An 18,024-nucleotide genomic window follows, 5' to 3' on the forward strand; every position below is an offset into this window, starting at 1 on the left:
CCGTCCTGACGGGCGCCGCAAGGCGCAGGGGGCGGGCGGTCGCACCGCCTGGCCCCGCTGCCCCGGCGCCCGGTCCCCGCGGTCCGGACAAGCCAGGCGCCAGCGAGCCACCCGGCCGGAACCTGATCCCGAGCCTGACCCGAGCCGGCCCCCCTCTTGAACCTGATTTGGACGTGACCCGGGGCCTGTCCCGCACGTGATCGGGATGTGATCCGGGGCCTGTCCCGGACGTCATCCGGGAACGGGCCAATCTGGCGCGCGGGCGCGGTCCGGCCGGCGGTGCGGCGACCCGGCCGGCCAGTGCCCCCGAGCAGTGACTCCGGCCAATGATGGCGGCCAATGACACCGGCCAATGACGTCGGCCAGTGACGTTGGCCAGTGACACTGGCCAGTGACGGCACTCCGGCTGTCCCCATCCGTGCTGCCGCGTCGCGTGCGCTGACGCGCCGGCGTCGGGATCGCGCCTGTTCAGGCCAGTGCAGATTTTTTCGGACCTGTTCAGTCCCGTTTCGGGTCCTGTCTCAGGCCCTGACCAGACAGCAGATCATCGCAAGGTGCCGCGCTGCGACCGGCGTGACGGGCCCGGCGCAGCCCGCCGGGGCCGCCCCCCCAGACCGTCTGCACGGCCAGCTGCCCGGCGAGCTGCCCGGGTCTTCTGTTCAGCTCTGCCGGTCAGGCCTTGCCGGGCTTGCGCGGCGGGGCCTTGCGCGCGGCCCCTGGCGCGGTCGTGATCGGGGCGAGCCTTGCGCCCGCCGATGCGGCAGGGCGTGGCGCGGTCGGGCCGGCCGCCCGGTCGGCCGCCTCGCGGTCGAGGCGGGCCTGCTTCAGGCGCTGCGTCTTTTCCGCCCGCGCCTGCACGATCTGGTCCAGTTCCTCTTCCGCGCGGCTGCGCGGTCGGGCGGGTCCTTGCGTCCGCGCAAAGGCCTCTTCGGCCTTCTGCCGGTCGCGGCTCAGTTTTTCGGTCATGGGCATGCCTTCCGGTGAGACGGGAGGGGAGGCTGGCCGGACAGGTCCGGCCAGATCAGTCCGGCCAGACGCATCCGGCCGGCAAACCGACCGGAAAACCGGCCGGAAACAGGCCGGGCGTGTCCGGCACAGCGGGGGTCCGGGCCGGGCGCACCCGGCTCCGGACAACAAAAAAGGCCAGGCGTTAAGCCTGACCTTTGCTGACGTCGCGCTTTCGACAGTGCCAGTACATCCGTGGTCAAAGGAAAGCCGACCTCATGTCACGTGGTCGCGTTACGCAGCCTGAATGCTGCGAACCGACATCTTGCCCGACTTGGCGTCGCGCTCGAGGTCGTAGACGACCTTCTGGCCTTCGACGATTTCGCGCATGCCCGAGCGTTCGACGGCGGAGATGTGCACGAAGGCGTCCTGGCCGCCGTCATCCGGCTGAATGAAACCGAAGCCCTTGGTGGCGTTGAACCATTTTACGGTACCATTGGTCATGGTGAGCCCTTTCATAGGATTAGAGATGTTTCGTCAGAACCCTGACGTGACTTTGGGTAGCGATTTTGAAAGGGAGATAGGTTCAGAACGCGGTATCAATCGCGTAGAGACAAAAGCTCGGCAGACAAATATCGATGACCCTTATTTAAAGATCATGGGGTCTTGTGTCAAGGTCGCAATTCTATTTTTGATTGTTTTTTGCCGCGCCCCGGTTTTCGTGTGAAAATTATGGCAAATTGCGAGCAGAATTTCGTCCCTGTCACCGATGATCTTTTGTCTGCGGCCCCGGCCAGGAACAGGGGGCTGATCCTGGCGAGATCTTGCGGAAATCTGGCTGTGGATCCTCGCAAGATCTGACAGGGATCCGGGTCCTCAGGCGTGGGGCCGAGACGGCACGTCCGAACGCTCCGTCGGGCGTTGCCGTTGCGAGACGCCGAAGGGCAGGGCAGGCGGGCCAGCCGGTGCCGGCCCGCGCTGCCCGTGTCGGCGGGCTGCGCCGGTTGCGGTCCCGCCTGCATTCCGCCGGCGTTCCGCTTGGGGTCTGCTTGCGTTTTGCTCCCGGTTCGCTCCCGGTTCGCTCCCGGTTCGCTCGCCGGCGGGGGCGGTCCGGACCGGGTGTCGCGGCTGGCTATTTCACGCGCGTCCAGGTCTCGCCCTTGCACAGCAGGCCGCCCATCACGCAGCCTTCCAGCTTCAGCTTGTCGTTGCCGTCCATCTGGATGAAGCCGGTGTAGGTCTCGCCGTCCTCGGCATTGTAGACCTTGCCCTTCCACTGGCCGTCCTTGCCCGTCGGCTTCATGCCGATCACCGTCTGGCTGCCCAGCAGCGGCCGGCTGCGCTTGGCCTCGTCCGGGTTCTTGTCGTCGTTGCGCGGATCCTTGAGCCAGACCAGCGTGCCGCAGAGCGCGTCGCCGCAAGGGGCGATCTTGATGCGCGAGGTGCCCGTCGGACGGGCCCACTCGCCCTTGGCTTCGGCGGCGGCCGCCGGGGCCGGGGTCATGGTCAGGGTGAAGGTCACGGTGACGGCGGCTGCGGCCGTCAACAGCAAGGCGGAGGCGAGGCCCTTCAGGCCTGCCCGGACAGTCATGGTCATGCGTATCTCCTCCCGGGATGTTTCCCTTAACGCAAAGGGAAGGCTACGCGCTTTGTCCGGGGCTGAAAAGTCGTGCCGTAAGGGAAGGGCGTCGCGTTTCTCCGCCGCGCCCGCCCAGTGGCCGCGCCCCCGTTCGCCGCGCCCTTTTCCAAGGCACGCCGGACTTGCCTGCCGGGACCGGTCTGCCCTAGATCGCTGTCGGGCGTCTGATCCAGATCAACGACGGATGCGAGGCATCGTGGCATGGCTGCGGCATGACCCTTGAGACCTTCCTTCTGGGGGCGACGGCGCTGCTTGCGACGCCTGGCCCCACCAACACGCTGCTGGCGACCTCCGGGGCCGGCCGTGGCGTCCTGCGCTCGCTGCCGCTGCTGGCGGGCGAGATCGGCGGCTATGTGCTGGCAATCCTGATCCTGCGCGAGGGCGTCGGCCCGGCCATTGCTGCCGTGCCGGCCTTCGAGACGGCGCTGCGCCTGGCCGTCTCCGGCTATCTTCTCTATCTGGCGCTGCGCCTGTGGCGGTTCGGCGCGACGGCGGAGGCAGGCGGCGGGCCGATCGGCGTCCGCCGCGTCTTCGTCACCACGCTGCTCAATCCCAAGGCGATCATCTTCGCCTTCACGCTGATCCCGGCCGAGGCGGACGGGCTGGCGCTGCTGCCCTGGATGGGCAGCCTGGCCGCGCTGATCCTCTGTGCCGGGGGGCTGTGGATCCTGGCCGGCTCGGCGATGGCGCGGGGTCTGTCCGGGCGGGTGTCGGGCCGGATCGGCTACCGGTTCAGCGCGCTGGTGCTGGCGCTGCTCGCCGGCATGGTCAGCGCCCACGCCTTCACGCTGGGCTGACCGGCCGGGGGGCTGCACCCGCGCCGGTTCGTGTGGGTGCTCAGGCCGGCTGGCGCGGGGCCGCCGTGCTGCCGCGCACCACCAGGTCAACCGGCAGCACCGTGTCGTCCATCGCCGTCTCGCCCTTCAGCCGGGCGAGCAACCGTTCGGCGGCCAGCCGTCCGATGTCATGGCGCGGCTGGCGGATCGTGGTCAGCGGCGGCGACATATGCGCCACCAGCTCGATGTCGTCGAAGCCGACGACCGAGACATCCTCCGGCACCTTCAGCCCGTGCCGCTGCACCTCGCCGATGAAGCCGCAGGCCATCGGGTCAGAGGCGAAGAACATCGCCGTCGGCCGGGTTGCGGCCGGCAGGTCAAGCCAGCGCCGGGCTGCGTCCCGGCCCGAATTGAGGCTGAAATCGCCGATCTGCAGCGCGTCCCCCGCCAGGGCGAGGCCATGGCGCGTCAAGGCCTCCTCAGTTCCTGACAGACGCGCCTCGGTCAGCACGTTGCCGCGTGGCCCGCTGACATGGCCAATCCGCCTGTGTCCAAGCGCGACCAGATGATCGATGGCCAGCCCGGCCGCCGCCCGGTTGTCGATCTTCACACGCGGGGCGGCCAGTCCCGGGATCCATTCGCAGGCCACCACCACCGGCACCTTGCCCTTCAGCTCCTCCGCTGGCAGCCGTCCGTCCAGCGCGATCAGGCCGTCGGCTCGGCCAGGCTCGGCATAGTCGATCAGCGCCTGTGCGCTGGTGCGGCAGGTGTCGGCAACCAGCAGATTGTAGCCGGCTTCCCCCAGCACGGCGGCAATGCCGGACAGGATTTCGGAGAAGAACGGGTTGGCGAGGTTCGGCACCAGCGCCACGATGCTGCCGGTGCGCTGATGCCGCAGGTTGCGGGCGGCAAGGTTCAGCCGATATCCGGTTGTGCGGATCGCCTCCTGCACGGCCTCGCGCGTGTCCGAGCTGACGAGATCCGGATTGCTCAGCACGCGGCTCACCGTGGCGGTGGACACACCGGCCACACGGGCTACGTCACTGATTTTCGGCCTGTTTGGTCTCATGGCCCTGTCTTACGACGCCTGCGGGGCAGGCTCAATCCCAAAAATCACCGCCAAAATTGTTCTTGCAACCGATTACATTTGCATAATACCGTTCTTGCAAACGATTACATTGTGCAGTGCACAGCACGCACTCGCTCAGGGAGGAGCAGATGCGGACACTCAAGGGGCCGGGCCTCTTTCTCGCCCAGTTCGCGGGCGATGCCGCGCCATTCAATTCATGGGAGGCGATCACCCGCTGGGCGGCGGACTGCGGCTATGCCGGCGTCCAGGTGCCGACGCTCGATGCCCGGCTGATCGACCTCGACAAGGCCGCTGCCTCCAAGGGCTATTGCGACGACTGGGCCGGTCAGGCGCGCGACAACGGCGTCGAGGTGACGGAGTTCTCCACCCATCTGCAGGGCCAGCTGGTCGCCGTGCATCCGGCCTATGACACGCTGTTCGACGCCTTTGCGCCGGAGGCGCTGCGCGGCCGGCCGGCGGCGCGCGCCGAATGGGCGGTGGAGCAGGTGAAGAAGACGCTCACCGCCTCGCGTCACCTCGGGCTGTCGGCGATGGCCTCCTTCTCCGGCGCGCTCGCCTGGCCCTATGTCTACCCCTGGCCGCAGCGCCCCGCCGGGCTCATCGAGGAAGCCTTTGACGAGCTCGCCCGCCGCTGGCGGCCGATCCTCGACCATGCCGAGGACTGCGGCGTCGACATCGCCTACGAGATCCACCCGGGCGAGGACCTGTTCGACGGCGACACCTACGAGATGTTCCTCCAGCGGGTCGGCGGCCATGCCCGCGCCTGCATGCTCTACGATCCGTCGCATTACGTGTTGCAGGCGCTCGACTATCTCGACCACCTCGACATCTACGGCGAGCGCATCCGTATGTTCCACGTCAAGGATGCAGAGTTCAACCCGACCGGACGCAAGGGCGTCTATGGCGGCTACCAGTCCTGGGTCAACCGCGCCGGCCGCTTCCGCAGCCTCGGCGACGGCCAGATCGACTTTGGTGCCATCTTCTCCAAGCTCGCCGCGATGGATTTCCCCGGCTGGGCCGTCGTCGAGTGGGAATGCTGCCTCAAGCATCCCGAGGACGGCGCCCGCGAGGGGGCAGCCTTCGTGCGCGATCACATTATCCGCGTCACGGAGCGGGCCTTCGACGATTTCGCCGCCGCCGGCACCGACCGGGCGGCCAATCGCCGGCTTCTCGGGCTGGAGGGGGCATGATGCGGCCGCTGCGTCTGGGTATGGTGGGTGGCGGGCAGGGGGCCTTCATCGGCGCCGTGCACCGCATGGCCGCGCGCCTTGATGGCGCCTTCACGCTCGTCGCCGGCGCGCTCTCGTCGGCGCCGGACCGGGCCCGCGCCTCTGGCGCCGAGCTTGGCCTCGATCCGGCCCGCACCTATACGAGCTTCGAGGAGATGGCGAAACGCGAGGCCCGGCGCAAGGACGGTATCGAGGCGGTGGCGATCGTCACGCCCAATCACCTCCACGCTGAACCCGCGATGGCCTTCCTGCGTCGCGGCATCCACGTCATCTGCGATAAGCCGCTGACCGCGACCATGGCCGAGGCCAGGCAGTTGGCCCGGGCGGCGGAAAAGTCCGGCGCGCTCTTCATCCTCACGCACAATTACACCGGCTATCCGATGGTGCGGCAGGCCCGCGCCATGGTCGCGGCCGGCGACATTGGCCAGCTGCGCCTCGTCCAGGTCGAATATGCCCAGGACTGGCTCACCGAGCGGGTGGAGGCGACCGGCTCCCGGCAGGCCGAATGGCGCACCGACCCGGCCCGCTCCGGCCAGGGCGGCGCGCTTGGCGACATCGGCACCCATGCCTTCAACCTCGCCGCCTTTGTCACCGGCGAGGATCCTGCGGCCCTCTCGGCGGATCTTTCCAGCTTCGTGCCCGGCCGTCCGCTCGATGACAACGCCCATATCCTGCTGCGCTATGCCTCGGGCGCGCGCGGCATGCTCTGGGCCAGCCAGGTGGCACCGGGCAACGAGAATGGCCTGCGCCTGCGCGTCTATGGCGACCGCGGCGGACTGGAGTGGAGCCAGGAAGAGCCGAACCGCCTCTGGTTCACCCCCTTCGGCGAGCAGAAGCGGCTGATCACCCGGGGCGGGGCGGGCGTGCTCGCCCCCGCCGCCCGCGTCACCCGCGTGCCGGCCGGCCACCCGGAAGGCTATCTCGAGGCCTTCGCCACGCTCTATCTCGAGGCCGCGCGGGCCATCCACGCCCGCCAGGCCGCGACTGGAACAGGAACTGGGACTGGGACTGGGACTGGGCCCGACCCGGCCGTCACCTATCCGACGCTGGACGACGGCCTCAAGGGCATGCGCTTCATCGCTGCCGCCGTTGCCTCGTCGAAGCGCAACGCCGCCTGGGTGTCGCTGTGAGCGCGCCCGTCGCCCCGGCCCCGGCCCCGGCCGCGGCTTCAGCTCCGGTTCTGGCCTTGTCCGGCGTGCGCAAGAGCTTCGGCCCCATCGAGATCCTGCATGGCATCGACTTCGACCTTCGCCCCGGCGAGGTTCATGCCCTCATCGGCGAGAACGGCGCCGGCAAGTCGACGGTCATGAAGATCCTCGGCGGTTATCTCGCGCCGTCATCGGGTTCCGTTTGTCTTGATGGACATGAAACGATCTTCTCCGGCGGCGCGGAGGCGGAGGCGCGCGGCGTTGTCGTCATCCATCAGGAGTTCAACCTCGCGCCGGACCTGACCGTTGCCCAAAACATCTGGCTCGGGCGCGAGCGCGGCGGCTTTTTCCTCGACCATGCCGCCATGCGCGCCGACACCGCCCGCCTGCTGGCCGACCTTGACTGCGCGGTCAGTCCGGACGCCCGCATCCGGGATCTGCCCGTCAGCGACCGCCAGATGGTCGAGATCGCCAAGGCCCTGTCGCGCAAGGCCCGCGTCCTGATCATGGACGAGCCCTCGGCCGTGCTCACCCACCGCGAGGTGGCCGTGCTTTTCCGCCAGATCGAGCGCCTCAGGGCTGCGGGAACCGCGATCCTCTACACCTCGCACCGTCTTGACGAGGTCAGTCATCTCGCCGACCGCATCACGGTGCTGCGCGACGGCGCGGTCGTCCGCCGGGCCGTCCGGGGCGAGCTCACCGAGGATGGCATGGCCACCGCCATGGTCGGCCGGGACCTGTCCGACATCTTCCCGCCGCGCCGCAGCGCCTTCGGCGATGTGGTGCTGCAGCTGGAGCGCTTCAGCGTGCCGCCGCTGGTGAGCGACGTCAGCCTGAGCCTGCGCCGGGGCGAGGTGCTTGGTATTGCCGGCCTCGTCGGCTCCGGCCGCACCGAGCTTGCTGAAGGCATTGCCGGCCTGCGCTCCCATCTCGGCACGGTCCGGCGCAACGGGCAGCCCGTGTCGCTGCCGACGCCCCGCTCTGCCACCGCGCAGGGCATTGCCTATCTCACCGAGGACCGCAAGGAGCGCGGGTTGCTGCTTGGCAAGAGCTTGCGCGAGAACCTCACCTTGTCCGCGCTCGAGCGCTTCGGGTTGCTGCTGGTGTCGCGGGACCGTGAGGAGGTCGCCCTCGATGCGGCCATCCGCGACTTCGACATTCGCGCCCCGCGCCGGGACATGAAGGTGGGCAACCTCTCCGGCGGCAACCAGCAGAAGCTCCTGCTCGCCAAGACCCTGCTGCCCGGCCCCGAGGTGATCCTGATCGACGAGCCGACGCGCGGCATCGACATCGGCACCAAGAGCCAGATCTACGCCTTCATCGACCGGCTTGCCCGCGAGGGGCGCAGCGTCATCGTCATTTCCTCCGACATGCCCGAAATCCTCGGCCTGTCCGACCGGGTGCTCGTGATGCGGCAGGGCCGCGTGGCCGGCGAACTCGCGGGCGAGGAGATCAACGAGACCGCCGTGGTGCGGCTCATCATGGGCACATCCGCCTCCCGCTCCAGCGAGCCAGCCAGCGAGACTGTTCATGTCTGACGTCACCCACGCCCCCCAGGCCGCCCGTTCGCCCGGTTTTGCCCGCTTCAGCCTGTCGGCGCTCGGGCCGCTGGCGGCGCTCATCGTCCTCGTCATCGCCGGGGCCCTGCTTAACGACAATTTCCTGTCGGCCGGCAACATCACCAACGTGCTCGCCCGGTCCGCCTTCATCGGCATGATCGCGGTCGGCATGACCTTCGTCATCACCTCCGGCGGGCTCGACCTGTCGGTCGGCTCCATGGCCGCCTTCATCGCCGGCATGATGATCCTCGCCATGAACGCGCTGGTGCCGGTGCTCGGCGTCGGCGTGCCGCTTGTGCTGGCCGGCATGGCGGTTGCCATCGCCGTCGGTCTTCTCGCCGGGCTTGGCAATGGCCTCCTGATCACCCGGGCCGGCATCGAGCCCTTCATCGTCACCCTCGGCACCATGGGCATCTTCCGCTCGCTGGTGACCTGGATCGCCGATGGCGGCACGCTCAGCCTCGACTTCGCCGCCCGCCAGTTCTACCGGCCGGTCTATTACGACGGTCTCTTCGGCATCGCCTGGCCGATCCTGGTCTTTGCGCTGGTGGCGATCCTCGGCGAAATCGCCATGCGCCACATGCGCTTCGGTCGCTACTGCGAAGCAATCGGTTCCAATGAAAAGGTTGCGCGCTACTCGGCCGTCAATGTCGCCCAGGTGCAGCTGATGACCTATGTGGTGCTCGGCCTTCTGGTCGGCCTTGCCACCATTCTCTATGTGCCGCGCCTTGGCTCGGCCTCGGGCTCGACCGGCCTCCTGTGGGAGCTGGAGGCGATTGCCGCCGTGATCATCGGCGGCACGGCCCTGAAGGGCGGCTATGGCCGCGTCTGGGGCACGGTCGTGGGCGTCATCATTCTCAGCCTCATCGACAACATTCTCAATCTGGCCGACCTGGTCTCGCCCTATCTCAACGGCGCGATCCAGGGGGTCATCATCGTCCTCGCTGTGGTTCTGCAGCGGGGCAAGGGATCCGCCGAAGGGCGGTGATAAAGCAAGGGAGGAGCTTTGCCATGAACCACAAGACAATCCTGGCCGGAGTCGCGGCCGTGCTGATGACCCTCGGTCTCGGCAGTGCCGCGCAGGCGGAGGGCAAGACCTACACCATCGGCGTGTCGATCCCCTCGGCCACGCATGGCTTCATGGGCGGCCTCAACTGGCACGCCCAGCAGACCATCAACCGGCTCGAGGAGACCTATCCGCAGCTCGACTTCGTGCTGGCGACCGCAGGGGAGGCGGGCAAGCAGGTGGACGATCTGGAGGACATGCTCGCCACGCGCAACATCGACGGCCTCGTCGTGCTGCCCTTCGAGAGCGAGCCGCTGACCGGTCCGGTCAAGGCCGTCAAGGACGCCGGCAAGTGGGTCACCGTCGTTGACCGCGGCCTGTCGGTCGAGGGCATCGAGGATCTCTATGTCGCCGGCGACAACACCGCTTTCGGCAAGGTGGCGGGCGAGTATTTCCGCGCCAACCTGAAGAGCGGTGCCAAGATCGTCGTCCTGCGCGGCATCCCGACCACCCTCGACAACGAGCGCGTCGCCGCCTTCGAGACGGCGCTCGAAGGCTCCGGCATCGAGATCCTCGACAAGCAGCACGGCAACTGGAACCGCGACGACGCCTTCCAGGTGATGCAGGACTACCTGTCCAAGTACAGCCAGATCGATGCGGTCTGGGCTGCCGATGACGACATGGCCATCGGCGTGCTCGAAGCCATCGCCCAGGCCAAGCGCCAGGACGAGATGTGGGTTGTCGGCGGTGCCGGCATGAAGGAGATCATCAAGCGCATCATGGACGGCGACAAGCAGATCCCGGTCAACGTCACCTATCCGCCGGCGCTGATTTCCTCCGCCATCGAGATGACGGCCCTGCGCTTCGTCTCCGACGCTCCGGTCTACGGCCGCTTCATCATCGGCTCGACCCTGATCACCAGGGACAACGCGGCCCGTTTCTACTATCCGGACAGCCCGTTCTGATCTGATCATCCGACATGAAACAGCTCGCGCCACCCGCGCGGGCTGTTTTGTTTTTTGGAAGCACCGCCTGTGTCACCCCGGCCGAGCAACGCGAGAGCCGGGGCCTACTCATTTCCAGAGCCTTGCTAATGTGCAATGCGTTCCCATGCCGCCGCGCAGATGCCGTTGATCTGGCTAATAGGTGTAACCAAGGCTCTGCGAACGAATAGGCCCGGGTCTCCACTGCGCCTTCGCCCGGGGTGACGGTCGTGGTGTGCCGCGCGAAGGACCGCGCAGCAGCAGCTACCCTTCCGGCCACCTTTCCTTATAGGTCCTTCGCCTGTCCGTCCGGTTCGCCGGCGACCCAGTAGCCGGCGGCGCGGAGCCAGGCGGCGGGGTGGGCGCGGCTGATCAGGAAATGGTCGCGCACCGCCCGGGCAACACCGGCCTCGGCGGCAATCCAGACGAAGGTCGCCTCCGGCAGGTGCATCGCGTTCAGCCGCTCCAGGAACGGGGCCGGGTCGGTCGGATCGCCGCGGTGGATCCACAGGGCGGTGTGGTCGGCGGCGGTCTCCAGCGGCTGCTCGTCGGCGGCCGAGGGCACCGCGACGAGGCTGGTCGCCGTGACGCCGGCGGCCATTTCCTCGATACGGCGGCCGATCGAGGGCAGGGCGGTCTCGTCGCCGATCAGCAGCCAGTGGCGGATCGGCCCGGAAATGACCAGCGAGCCGCGCGGCCCGCCGATCTTCGCTTCATCGCCCACCTTCACCGACAGCGCCCAGGCGGTCGCCGGGCCTGCCTCATGCAGGGCGAAGTCCAGCACCAGCTCCTGCCGGGCCGTGTCGTAGCGGCGCGGGGTGTAGTCGCGCATGGCCTCGCCGCCGCTGCCGTCCGGCACGAAGATCTTGACGTGGTCGCCGGGCGACAGGGAGACGAAGTCCGCCATGTCCGGACCGGTCAGGGTCAGGCGCAGCATGTTCGGTGTCAGCCGCTCCACAGCCGAGACAGTCAGGACACGGCGGCGCAGCTCGTGGCGGTGGCGTTCGAGGATCGGGTCGCCGGACGGGGGAGGGGCCGGAGTTGTGACCGGAGTTGCAGTGGGCGTGTCGAGCATCGGGAGGGAGGTCCTTTGACGGGCGCGTGGCCGGAAAAATATTATGAGTTTTCTACTCAAGAAAATGCTCGACGACAAGCCCGGCAGCCGTCGCAGCCTGTATCACGTCAAATGTCGCCCCTTGGCTGAAAAGGGCGACAGAATCGCCGCGTTTTGGCATGGTTTTGGCGCAAGTTGGCGCGTGCCGTTCCGGTGGCGCCAGACCCTCCCGGACTGCCCTGACATGACCCTTTCCCTGACCGTCACCGACAGCGCCGATCCGGCGGATGTCGAGGCCATCGGCCGTGAACTCACCGCCTTCAACGACGCCGATGTCGGCCCGTCCGGCCGCCGTCCGGTCGTGGTGCTGGTGCGGGACGAGGCGGGAGCCCTGAAGGCCGGCGTGTCCGGCTACACCGCCTGGGGCTGGCTTTACGTGCAGTGGCTGTTCGTCGCGCCAGACCTGCGCGGCCAGCAGATGGCGGGGAAAATGCTCACCGCCGCCGAGGACGAGGCCCGCCGGCGCGGCTGCCATGGCGCCTTCATCGACACCTTCAACCCGGCCGCCGAAACAGCATATCGGCGGCAAGGCTATGAGATCTTTGGCGAATTACCCGACTTCCCGCCCGGCCGCCGCCGTCTCTTCCTGCAGAAAAAGCTGTGATCGGGGGCTGCCCAGGCGACAGACGCGGCCCGCCCCTCTCCCCCCTTGAGGGGGAGATGCCCCCGTCAGGGGGCAGAGGGGGGTAATGGGAAGTTCGGCAAGCGCTGTGCCAGCTGATAGGCCGTCACCCCCCTCTGTCCGCTTCGCGGACATCTCCCCCTCAAGGGGGGAGAGGTAACATTCACCTTGAAAATCAGGACCTTCACGCCGCCAGAGGCTTCGGCTCCGCGATGCGGCCGCCGGGCAGGGGGGCGGGGACGCCGGTGGTGGTGGGGAAGCTGATCGGCAGGCCGCGCAGGGTGCGCAGGGCAAGGAAGGCGAAGCATTCCGCCTCGATGGCATCGCCGCGCCAGCCGACGCTTTCGGCCGGGACTGCCGTGACGCCGGCGCGTTCGGCAAGGCGTTCCATGATCACCGGATTGCGCCGGCCGCCACCGCAGACGATGAGTTTTTGCGGGCGCACCGGCAGGAGATCCAGCGCCTTGCCGACCGCTGCCGCTGTGAAGGCCGCGAGCGTTGCCGCGCCGTTCTCGATCGTCAGCCCGTCGGCCATCGCAGCGGTAAAGTCGAAGCGATCCAGGGACTTAGGGTAGGGCGCGGTCATGTAGGGGTGGGTCAGGAGCTTTGCCAGCCGCGCCTCGTCGACCTGTCCCGAACGGGCGATCAGCCCGTCCCGGTCCATCTCGCCCAGACCATGCTGGCGGATGAAATCATTGAGCGGCGCATTGGCCGGACCGGTGTCGAAGGCCACCACCTGGCCCTTGCCGTCGCTCCAGGTGACATTGGCAACGCCGCCCAGATTGAGCACTGCCGTTGTCCCGTCCGAGCCCAGATCCTTCAGAAGCGCGGCATGGTAGCCGGCCGACAGCGGCGCGCCCTGGCCACCGGCGGCGACATCGGCGCTGCGGAAGTCATAGACAACCCGCGTGCCGAGGAGACCGGCCATCAGGTGACCGTCGCCAAGCTGGCGCGTCGCGCCGATCCGTCCGGCCTGCGGCGCGCGGTGCAGTACGGTCTGGCCGTGGAAGCCGACAGCGACAATGTCCTGCATGGTCAAGCCGTTGGCCTCGACAAGCGCACGCACGGCCGCCGACTGGCCCCGGGTCAGGACCTCCTCCGCCTCGCGGAAGATGGCCGGTTCCGGCCCCTCGAAATTCCACGCCCGCGCCTCGTCCAGCGTCCGTTCAAGAAGCCGGCGGGTGCTGTCCGGGTAGGGGCTCAGCGTGTAGGCGCCGAAGGCCTCGATGGTCTCGCCATTGGTCTTCAACAGCGCCACGTCGATGTTGCCATCCAGCACGGTGCCGGTCATCAGGCCCACGGCCCATTGCGGTTGGTCGAGCATCAGGACTGCTCCTCGTTGCAGAAGAAACGATCACCGACAGCGCGGCGCAAGGCCATGATTCCGCTGTCGAAATGGCGAGAGGGATGGACCCGGTTGGTGAGCAGGGTGATGGCCCGGCCGGCAAGAAAGTCGATCCAGAGCCCGGTGCCGGTGAAGCCCGTGTGGCCGATGACGCCGGCGTTGGCCCTGTCGCCGCCGGACCAGCCCGGATAGGGCCGCTCCCAGCCGTGGGTGCGGGTGGGCGACAGGGGCTGACGCATCAGCCGGGTGACCGGATCCCCGGACTTGTCGCCAGAGAGCCGGTCGTGGGCAAAGCCGAGCACCGCATCGACCGTGCCGAAAAGCCCTGCGTGGCCAGCCCCTTGCAGGGCGGAGCAGTTCTCGTCATGCACCTCGCCGACGAGGAAACGCTCGCGCCAGTGGCAGTATTCGGTTGCTGCCGATGCGGCCTCCGGCGCGGACCAGGCAAAGCCCGGTCCCGGGTCGAGATCGCGGATCCGCGCGCCCGCCAGCCGTTCCAGCACGATGCCGAGCAGGATGAAGTTGATGTCGGAATAGACCGGCGGTCCGGCACGCCAGTCCCGCTGCATCACGAAGGCGCGCAGGCGCGCCGGATCGGAGCCGTAGGTGTAGACCGGTTCGACGGCCGGAAACGGTGTCTGATGTCCAAGGCATTGGCGGAACGTCACTTTCCGCTGCCAAGCGGTCATGTCGTACTGACACAGGTCCGGCAGCAGCGTGGTCAGCGGCGCGTCCAGATCGATCTCGCCGGCCTCCGCCAGTTCCAGAATGCGCCGCGTCGTGAAGATCACCTTGGTCAGCGAGGCGAGGTCAAACCAGGTCTCGGTGGTCATCGGCCGGGCTGACGGGATCACCTGCGCCTTGCCGATGGCGCGGGTCAGCCGGGTGCCGTCCGCCTCCACGACGCCCAGCACCGCGCCCGGAATGCGGCCACTCCGGACGGCCTCTTCAACGGGCTGGAACGCGCTTTCAAACAGGTCCGGGAGGCTGACTGTTCTTGTCATGGCGAAACGACCTCCGGTGGCTCAGGCTTCGGTTCGGGACAGATGATCCGGGCCATGGCTGACCCAGGCGGCGGGCGAGGGCTCGAAGCCGCGTGGCCGGACCAGCGAGGGCACCTGCCGCGTGTCGAGCGCATAGTCCAGCCGGCGCCGGTCGATGTGCGGCACCGCGTCGATCAGCCGGCGGGTGTAGGAGTGGCGCGGCGTGCCCAGCACGTCCGCTGCCCGGCCGATCTCCACCACCTGTCCCGCATAGAGCACGGCCACCCGGTGCGCGATGCGCTCGACCACGGCCATGTCATGGGAAACGAAGAGATAGGAGAGGCTGAACTCGCGCTGCAGATCAATAAGCAATTCCAGCACCTTGGCCTGAACAGAGACATCCAGCGCCGAGACGGCTTCGTCAAGGACGACGACGGAAGGGTTCAGCATCAGGGCCCGGGCGATGCACAGGCGCTGGCGCTGGCCGCCGGAGAATTCATGCGGGTAGCGCTTGAGACTGTCCTGCGGCAGGCCGACCCGGTCGAGCAGCAGGACCATGCGCTGGCGCACGGCCGCATCGACCCGGTGACCGGCTGCGGTCACGGGTTCGGCCAGAATGCTCTCGATGCTGAGGCGCGGGTTGAGCGAGGCGTAGGGGTTCTGGAACACCATCTGCACCACATGGCCAGCGGTGCCGGCCTTGCCGTGGACCGCCAGCGTGCCCCGGGTCGGCTGCACCAGACCGAGGATCGCGCGGGCGGTCGTGGACTTGCCGCACCCGCTTTCGCCGACCACCGCCAGCGTCTCGCCGGGCATCAGGTCGAAATCGACACCGTCGACGGCGTGGACTGCGCCGGGGGAGGGCTTCAGGAAGCCGCCGCGCATCGGGAAGCGCACCACGAGATCCTGAACATTCAGCGCAGGAACCGGCTTCACAGCCGACGCGCTGCGATCGTGATCCGTGCGGACCGATCTGCCGGAGGTGAAATGCGGCACGGCGCTGAGCAGATGGCGGGTGTAGGGATGCTGCGGTTTGTCGAGAACGGCGTCGAGCGGCCCCTGTTCGACCGCTTCGCCGCCCTGCATGACCAGCACCTGATCGGCAATTCCGGCAACAAGACCAAGGTCATGGGTGATGAAGATCATGCCCATCCCGGTCTCGCGCTTCAGCTCGGCCAAGAGCGCCATGATCTGGGCCTGGACCGTAACGTCGAGTGCCGTGGTCGGTTCGTCGGCGATGAGCAGGCGCGGATTGCAGGCGAGCGCCATCGCGATCATCACCCGTTGCAGCATGCCGCCGGAGAACTGGTGCGGGCAGTAGGACAGCCGCCGCTCGGCGTCCGAAATCCGCACCCGGTCAAGGGCGTCCTTCGCCGCCTTGCGGGCCTGCGCCCCCGTTAGGCCCCGGTGCAGGCGGAAGGCCTCTTCCACCTGCGTGCCGATGGTCAGGACCGGGTTGAGCGAGGTCATCGGCTCCTGGAAGATCATGCTGATCTCGGCGCCGCGGATCTTTTCCAGCGCGGTCTCCGGTGCGGTCACCAGATCAAGCACCGACCCGTCGGCGCGGGTGTAGAGGATTTCGCCGGACGTGATGCGCCCGCCGCCGTAATCAACGAGCCGGTTGACGGAGAGCGCGGTGACGGACTTGCCCGAGCCGCTTTCTCCGACGATGGCCAGGGTCTGGCCGGCCGGGATGTCGAAGCTGACCCCGTGGACGATTTCCTTCTGCACCGGCAGCTTGCCAAAGGCCACGCGCAGGTTCGAGACGCGGAGAAGCGAGGTCATGCCATGGCCCTCCGGGTCTTGGGATCGAGAATGTCGCGCAGGGCGTCGCCGGTGAGATTGAAGCCGAGAATGCCGATCATGATGGTGAGGCCCGGGAAGATGAGCAGCCAGGGCGCCATTTCCATGAGGTTGCGGGCATCGGCCAGCATCAGCCCGAGCGACGCGGCTGGCGGCTGGGTGCCGAGGCCAAGGAAGCTGAGGCCCGCTTCGGTCAGCAGCGACCAGGCCAGTGCCAGCGTGACCTGCACGGTCAGGGGCGCGACCAGGTTCAGCATCAGGTGGCGGGTCAGGATGTAGCGGCGGCTGGAGCCGAAGGTGCGGGCGGCGTCGACGAATTCGCGCGTCTTGATGGAGAGCGCGGGACCACGCACCACGCGGGTGAAGATCGGCGTGTAGACGATGGCGATGGCGGTGACGCTGGTCCAGGTGCCGGGGCCGGCGACGGCGATGATGAGAAGCGCGAGCAGGATCGCCGGGAAGGCGAGGAGCACGTCCATCGCGCGCATCACCACGCCATCCCACAGGCGGCCAAACCAGGCGGCGGTGAGACCCAGCACGGTGCCCAGCGTCGCGGCGATGCCGACCGCGAGGAAGCCGACGATGAAGGACTGGCCGATGGCCAGCATGACGCGGCTGGCGACATCGCGGCCGAACAGGTCCGTGCCCATCAGATAGGTGAGGCTCGGCGGCTTGAGGCGGTCGAGCCGCATCTGCTTCAGCGGGTCATGCGGGGTCAGGCCAAGCTGGCCGAGCAGGGCTGCCAGCAGGAACAGGAGGATGATGCAGCCACCGATGCGGCCGCTGGGGTGGCGCAGCAGCGCCCGGACGAGTGACATCAATTGCCCCCGAGGCGGATGCGCGGGTCGAGCGCCACATAGGCGAGATCGACGAGCAGATTGACGAGAAGGAAGTTGAAGGCGATGAACAGGACCGTGCCCTGGACCAGCGCATAGTCACGCTGCAGGATCGCTTCCAGCACCAGCCGGCCAAGGCCGGGCAGGGCGTAGATCTGTTCCACCAGCACCGCGCCGCCGAGCAGGTAGCCGAACTCGACGCCGCTCAGGGTCACGACCGGGATCAGGGCATTGGGCAGGGCATGACGCCAGATGACACGGCGCGCCGGGGCGCCCTTGGCCCGCGCGGTGCGGACATAGTCGTCCGACAGAACATCCAGCATGGCCGAGCGCGAGATGCGCGTGACGGAGGCGGTGAAGGCAAAGCCGAGGGTGATGGCCGGAAGGATCATCTGGCCGAGATTGGCCAGCGGGTCCTGCCACAGCGGCACGAATTCGCCCATGGCGGGCAACACGCCAAAGCCGACCGAGAGGACATAGATCAGCAGCAGTCCGACAACGAAACTGGGGGTCGACTGGCCGATCATCGCGAGAACGCGGACGCCGAGGTCGGAGGCCTTGCCGTTCCGGGTGGCGGCAAAGACGCCGAGCGGCAGACCGGTGCCAAGGGCAATGACCATGGCCATCAGGGCCAGCTGCAGTGTCAGGGGGAACCGGTCGAGGATGACCTCCAGGACCGGCTTGCCGTAGGTGACCGAGAGGCCGAGATCGCCGGAGAGAACCCCGGCGATCCAGCGGGCGTATTGGGTGAACCAGCCCTGGTCGAGGCCGAAATAGCTGGCAAGGGCCGCCTTCTGTTCGGGCGTGAGCAGGCCGGCTTCGGTGCCGAGCATGGCCGTGATGGCATCGCCCGGCACAAGACGGATGGCGACGAAGACGAGGACGGAGACCCCGAACATCACCAGGGGAAAGGTCAGGAGCCGTCGGGTCAGGTAGGTCATTGAGC

Annotated in this window: 17 protein-coding genes; 7 read left to right on the forward strand and 10 right to left on the reverse strand. The window is 67.9% G+C overall.

What is annotated here, in order from left to right; all coding sequences use genetic code 11:
* Positions 1 to 672 precede the first annotated feature (672 nt).
* From GWI72_RS19905 to GWI72_RS04075, 3 genes are all read right to left on the reverse strand, one after another.
* The gene (locus GWI72_RS19905) at positions 673 to 966 is read right to left on the reverse strand and encodes a hypothetical protein (RefSeq protein ID WP_179956014.1); all 294 of its coding nucleotides are present in this window, start codon (positions 964 to 966) and stop codon (positions 673 to 675) included.
* A gap of 273 nt (positions 967 to 1,239) precedes the next feature.
* A complete protein-coding gene (locus GWI72_RS04070) occupies positions 1,240 to 1,449 on the reverse strand; it encodes a cold-shock protein (RefSeq protein ID WP_161675758.1) in 210 nt (69 codons plus the stop codon).
* A gap of 628 nt (positions 1,450 to 2,077) precedes the next feature.
* Positions 2,078 to 2,542, reverse strand: coding sequence for a DUF2147 domain-containing protein (locus tag GWI72_RS04075; RefSeq protein ID WP_244314199.1), 465 nt, complete (start codon positions 2,540 to 2,542; stop codon positions 2,078 to 2,080).
* 254 nt (positions 2,543 to 2,796) lie between these two features.
* On the opposite strand from GWI72_RS04075, the gene GWI72_RS04080 reads away from it, so the two are divergent.
* Complete coding sequence (locus tag GWI72_RS04080) at positions 2,797 to 3,381, forward strand: LysE family translocator (RefSeq protein WP_161675759.1); 585 nt, start codon at positions 2,797 to 2,799, stop codon at positions 3,379 to 3,381.
* Between the two features lie 40 nt (positions 3,382 to 3,421).
* Here GWI72_RS04080 and GWI72_RS04085 read toward each other — a convergent pair whose 3' ends face one another.
* Positions 3,422 to 4,429, reverse strand: a complete 1,008-nt coding sequence (locus GWI72_RS04085; protein ID WP_161707914.1) for a LacI family DNA-binding transcriptional regulator — start codon at positions 4,427 to 4,429, stop codon at positions 3,422 to 3,424.
* Between the two features lie 149 nt (positions 4,430 to 4,578).
* Here GWI72_RS04085 and GWI72_RS04090 point away from each other — a divergent pair, with 149 nt between their 5' ends.
* Genes GWI72_RS04090 through GWI72_RS04110 form a run of 5 tightly spaced genes read left to right on the forward strand, consistent with a single transcriptional unit; the run spans position 4,579 to position 10,357 of the window.
* Entirely contained in the window at positions 4,579 to 5,640 is a 1,062-nt protein-coding gene (locus tag GWI72_RS04090) for a sugar phosphate isomerase/epimerase family protein (RefSeq protein ID WP_161707915.1), read from the forward strand.
* Positions 5,637 to 6,809 carry a Gfo/Idh/MocA family protein gene (locus tag GWI72_RS04095; RefSeq protein ID WP_244314200.1) on the forward strand — a complete coding sequence of 391 codons (1,173 nt, stop codon included), beginning with the start codon at positions 5,637 to 5,639 and terminating at the stop codon, positions 6,807 to 6,809. The genes GWI72_RS04090 and GWI72_RS04095 overlap by 4 nt, the downstream gene beginning before the upstream one ends.
* Positions 6,806 to 8,365: a sugar ABC transporter ATP-binding protein gene (locus tag GWI72_RS04100; RefSeq protein WP_161707916.1), complete on the forward strand. Its 1,560-nt coding sequence runs from the start codon at positions 6,806 to 6,808 to the stop codon at positions 8,363 to 8,365. The genes GWI72_RS04095 and GWI72_RS04100 overlap by 4 nt, the downstream gene beginning before the upstream one ends.
* The gene (locus GWI72_RS04105) at positions 8,358 to 9,374 is read left to right on the forward strand and encodes an ABC transporter permease (protein ID WP_161707917.1); all 1,017 of its coding nucleotides are present in this window, start codon (positions 8,358 to 8,360) and stop codon (positions 9,372 to 9,374) included. The genes GWI72_RS04100 and GWI72_RS04105 overlap by 8 nt, the downstream gene beginning before the upstream one ends.
* Before the next feature lie 23 nt (positions 9,375 to 9,397).
* Positions 9,398 to 10,357: an ABC transporter substrate-binding protein gene (locus GWI72_RS04110; RefSeq protein ID WP_161707918.1), complete on the forward strand. Its 960-nt coding sequence runs from the start codon at positions 9,398 to 9,400 to the stop codon at positions 10,355 to 10,357.
* Positions 10,358 to 10,661: 304 nt separating this feature from the next.
* Here GWI72_RS04110 and GWI72_RS04115 read toward each other — a convergent pair whose 3' ends face one another.
* Positions 10,662 to 11,450 (reverse strand): siderophore-interacting protein, encoded by a 789-nt coding sequence (locus GWI72_RS04115; RefSeq protein ID WP_161707919.1) that lies wholly within the window; start codon positions 11,448 to 11,450, stop codon positions 10,662 to 10,664.
* Positions 11,451 to 11,673: 223 nt separating this feature from the next.
* Between GWI72_RS04115 and GWI72_RS04120 the strand changes: the two genes are divergently transcribed.
* Entirely contained in the window at positions 11,674 to 12,093 is a 420-nt protein-coding gene (locus GWI72_RS04120) for a GNAT family N-acetyltransferase (RefSeq protein ID WP_161709091.1), read from the forward strand.
* A gap of 202 nt (positions 12,094 to 12,295) precedes the next feature.
* Here the strand turns inward: GWI72_RS04120 and GWI72_RS04125 are convergent, their stop codons facing one another.
* From GWI72_RS04125 to GWI72_RS04145, 5 genes are read right to left on the reverse strand one after another with little or no spacing between them, the layout of a single operon-like run.
* Positions 12,296 to 13,435 carry an anhydro-N-acetylmuramic acid kinase gene (locus GWI72_RS04125; protein WP_161707920.1) on the reverse strand — a complete coding sequence of 380 codons (1,140 nt, stop codon included), beginning with the start codon at positions 13,433 to 13,435 and terminating at the stop codon, positions 12,296 to 12,298.
* The gene (locus GWI72_RS04130) at positions 13,435 to 14,460 is read right to left on the reverse strand and encodes a serine hydrolase domain-containing protein (RefSeq protein WP_161707921.1); all 1,026 of its coding nucleotides are present in this window, start codon (positions 14,458 to 14,460) and stop codon (positions 13,435 to 13,437) included. Before GWI72_RS04130 ends, GWI72_RS04125 begins: the two co-directional genes overlap by 1 nt.
* 21 nt (positions 14,461 to 14,481) lie before the next feature.
* Entirely contained in the window at positions 14,482 to 16,224 is a 1,743-nt protein-coding gene (locus GWI72_RS04135) for an ABC transporter ATP-binding protein (protein WP_161707922.1), read from the reverse strand.
* Positions 16,221 to 17,060, reverse strand: coding sequence for an ABC transporter permease (locus tag GWI72_RS04140; RefSeq protein ID WP_161707923.1), 840 nt, complete (start codon positions 17,058 to 17,060; stop codon positions 16,221 to 16,223). The genes GWI72_RS04135 and GWI72_RS04140 overlap by 4 nt, the downstream gene beginning before the upstream one ends.
* Positions 17,060 to 18,019: an ABC transporter permease gene (locus GWI72_RS04145; RefSeq protein ID WP_161707924.1), complete on the reverse strand. Its 960-nt coding sequence runs from the start codon at positions 18,017 to 18,019 to the stop codon at positions 17,060 to 17,062. Before GWI72_RS04145 ends, GWI72_RS04140 begins: the two co-directional genes overlap by 1 nt.
* Positions 18,020 to 18,024 lie beyond the last annotated feature (5 nt).

Origin of the sequence: Pannonibacter sp. XCT-53 (assembly GCF_009915765.1) — a bacterium.
Lineage (GTDB): Bacteria > Pseudomonadota > Alphaproteobacteria > Rhizobiales > Stappiaceae > Pannonibacter > Pannonibacter tanglangensis.

Excerpts from the sequence above, each read along its gene's own strand:
- GWI72_RS19905 (WP_179956014.1), bottom strand. The coding sequence starts at position 966 with ATGACCGAAAAACTGAGCCGCGACCGGCAGAAGGCCGAAGAGGCCTTT.
- GWI72_RS04070 (WP_161675758.1), bottom strand. The coding sequence starts at position 1,449 with ATGACCAATGGTACCGTAAAATGGTTCAACGCCACCAAGGGCTTCGGT.
- GWI72_RS04075 (WP_244314199.1), bottom strand. The coding sequence starts at position 2,542 with ATGACCATGACTGTCCGGGCAGGCCTGAAGGGCCTCGCCTCCGCCTTG.
- GWI72_RS04080 (WP_161675759.1), top strand. The coding sequence starts at position 2,797 with ATGACCCTTGAGACCTTCCTTCTGGGGGCGACGGCGCTGCTTGCGACG.
- GWI72_RS04085 (WP_161707914.1), bottom strand. The coding sequence starts at position 4,429 with ATGAGACCAAACAGGCCGAAAATCAGTGACGTAGCCCGTGTGGCCGGT.
- GWI72_RS04090 (WP_161707915.1), top strand. The coding sequence starts at position 4,579 with ATGCGGACACTCAAGGGGCCGGGCCTCTTTCTCGCCCAGTTCGCGGGC.
- GWI72_RS04095 (WP_244314200.1), top strand. The coding sequence starts at position 5,637 with ATGATGCGGCCGCTGCGTCTGGGTATGGTGGGTGGCGGGCAGGGGGCC.
- GWI72_RS04105 (WP_161707917.1), top strand. The coding sequence starts at position 8,358 with ATGTCTGACGTCACCCACGCCCCCCAGGCCGCCCGTTCGCCCGGTTTT.
- GWI72_RS04110 (WP_161707918.1), top strand. The coding sequence starts at position 9,398 with ATGAACCACAAGACAATCCTGGCCGGAGTCGCGGCCGTGCTGATGACC.
- GWI72_RS04115 (WP_161707919.1), bottom strand. The coding sequence starts at position 11,450 with ATGCTCGACACGCCCACTGCAACTCCGGTCACAACTCCGGCCCCTCCC.
- GWI72_RS04120 (WP_161709091.1), top strand. The coding sequence starts at position 11,674 with ATGACCCTTTCCCTGACCGTCACCGACAGCGCCGATCCGGCGGATGTC.
- GWI72_RS04125 (WP_161707920.1), bottom strand. The coding sequence starts at position 13,435 with ATGCTCGACCAACCGCAATGGGCCGTGGGCCTGATGACCGGCACCGTG.
- GWI72_RS04130 (WP_161707921.1), bottom strand. The coding sequence starts at position 14,460 with ATGACAAGAACAGTCAGCCTCCCGGACCTGTTTGAAAGCGCGTTCCAG.
- GWI72_RS04135 (WP_161707922.1), bottom strand. The coding sequence starts at position 16,224 with ATGACCTCGCTTCTCCGCGTCTCGAACCTGCGCGTGGCCTTTGGCAAG.
- GWI72_RS04140 (WP_161707923.1), bottom strand. The coding sequence starts at position 17,060 with ATGTCACTCGTCCGGGCGCTGCTGCGCCACCCCAGCGGCCGCATCGGT.
- GWI72_RS04145 (WP_161707924.1), bottom strand. The coding sequence starts at position 18,019 with ATGACCTACCTGACCCGACGGCTCCTGACCTTTCCCCTGGTGATGTTC.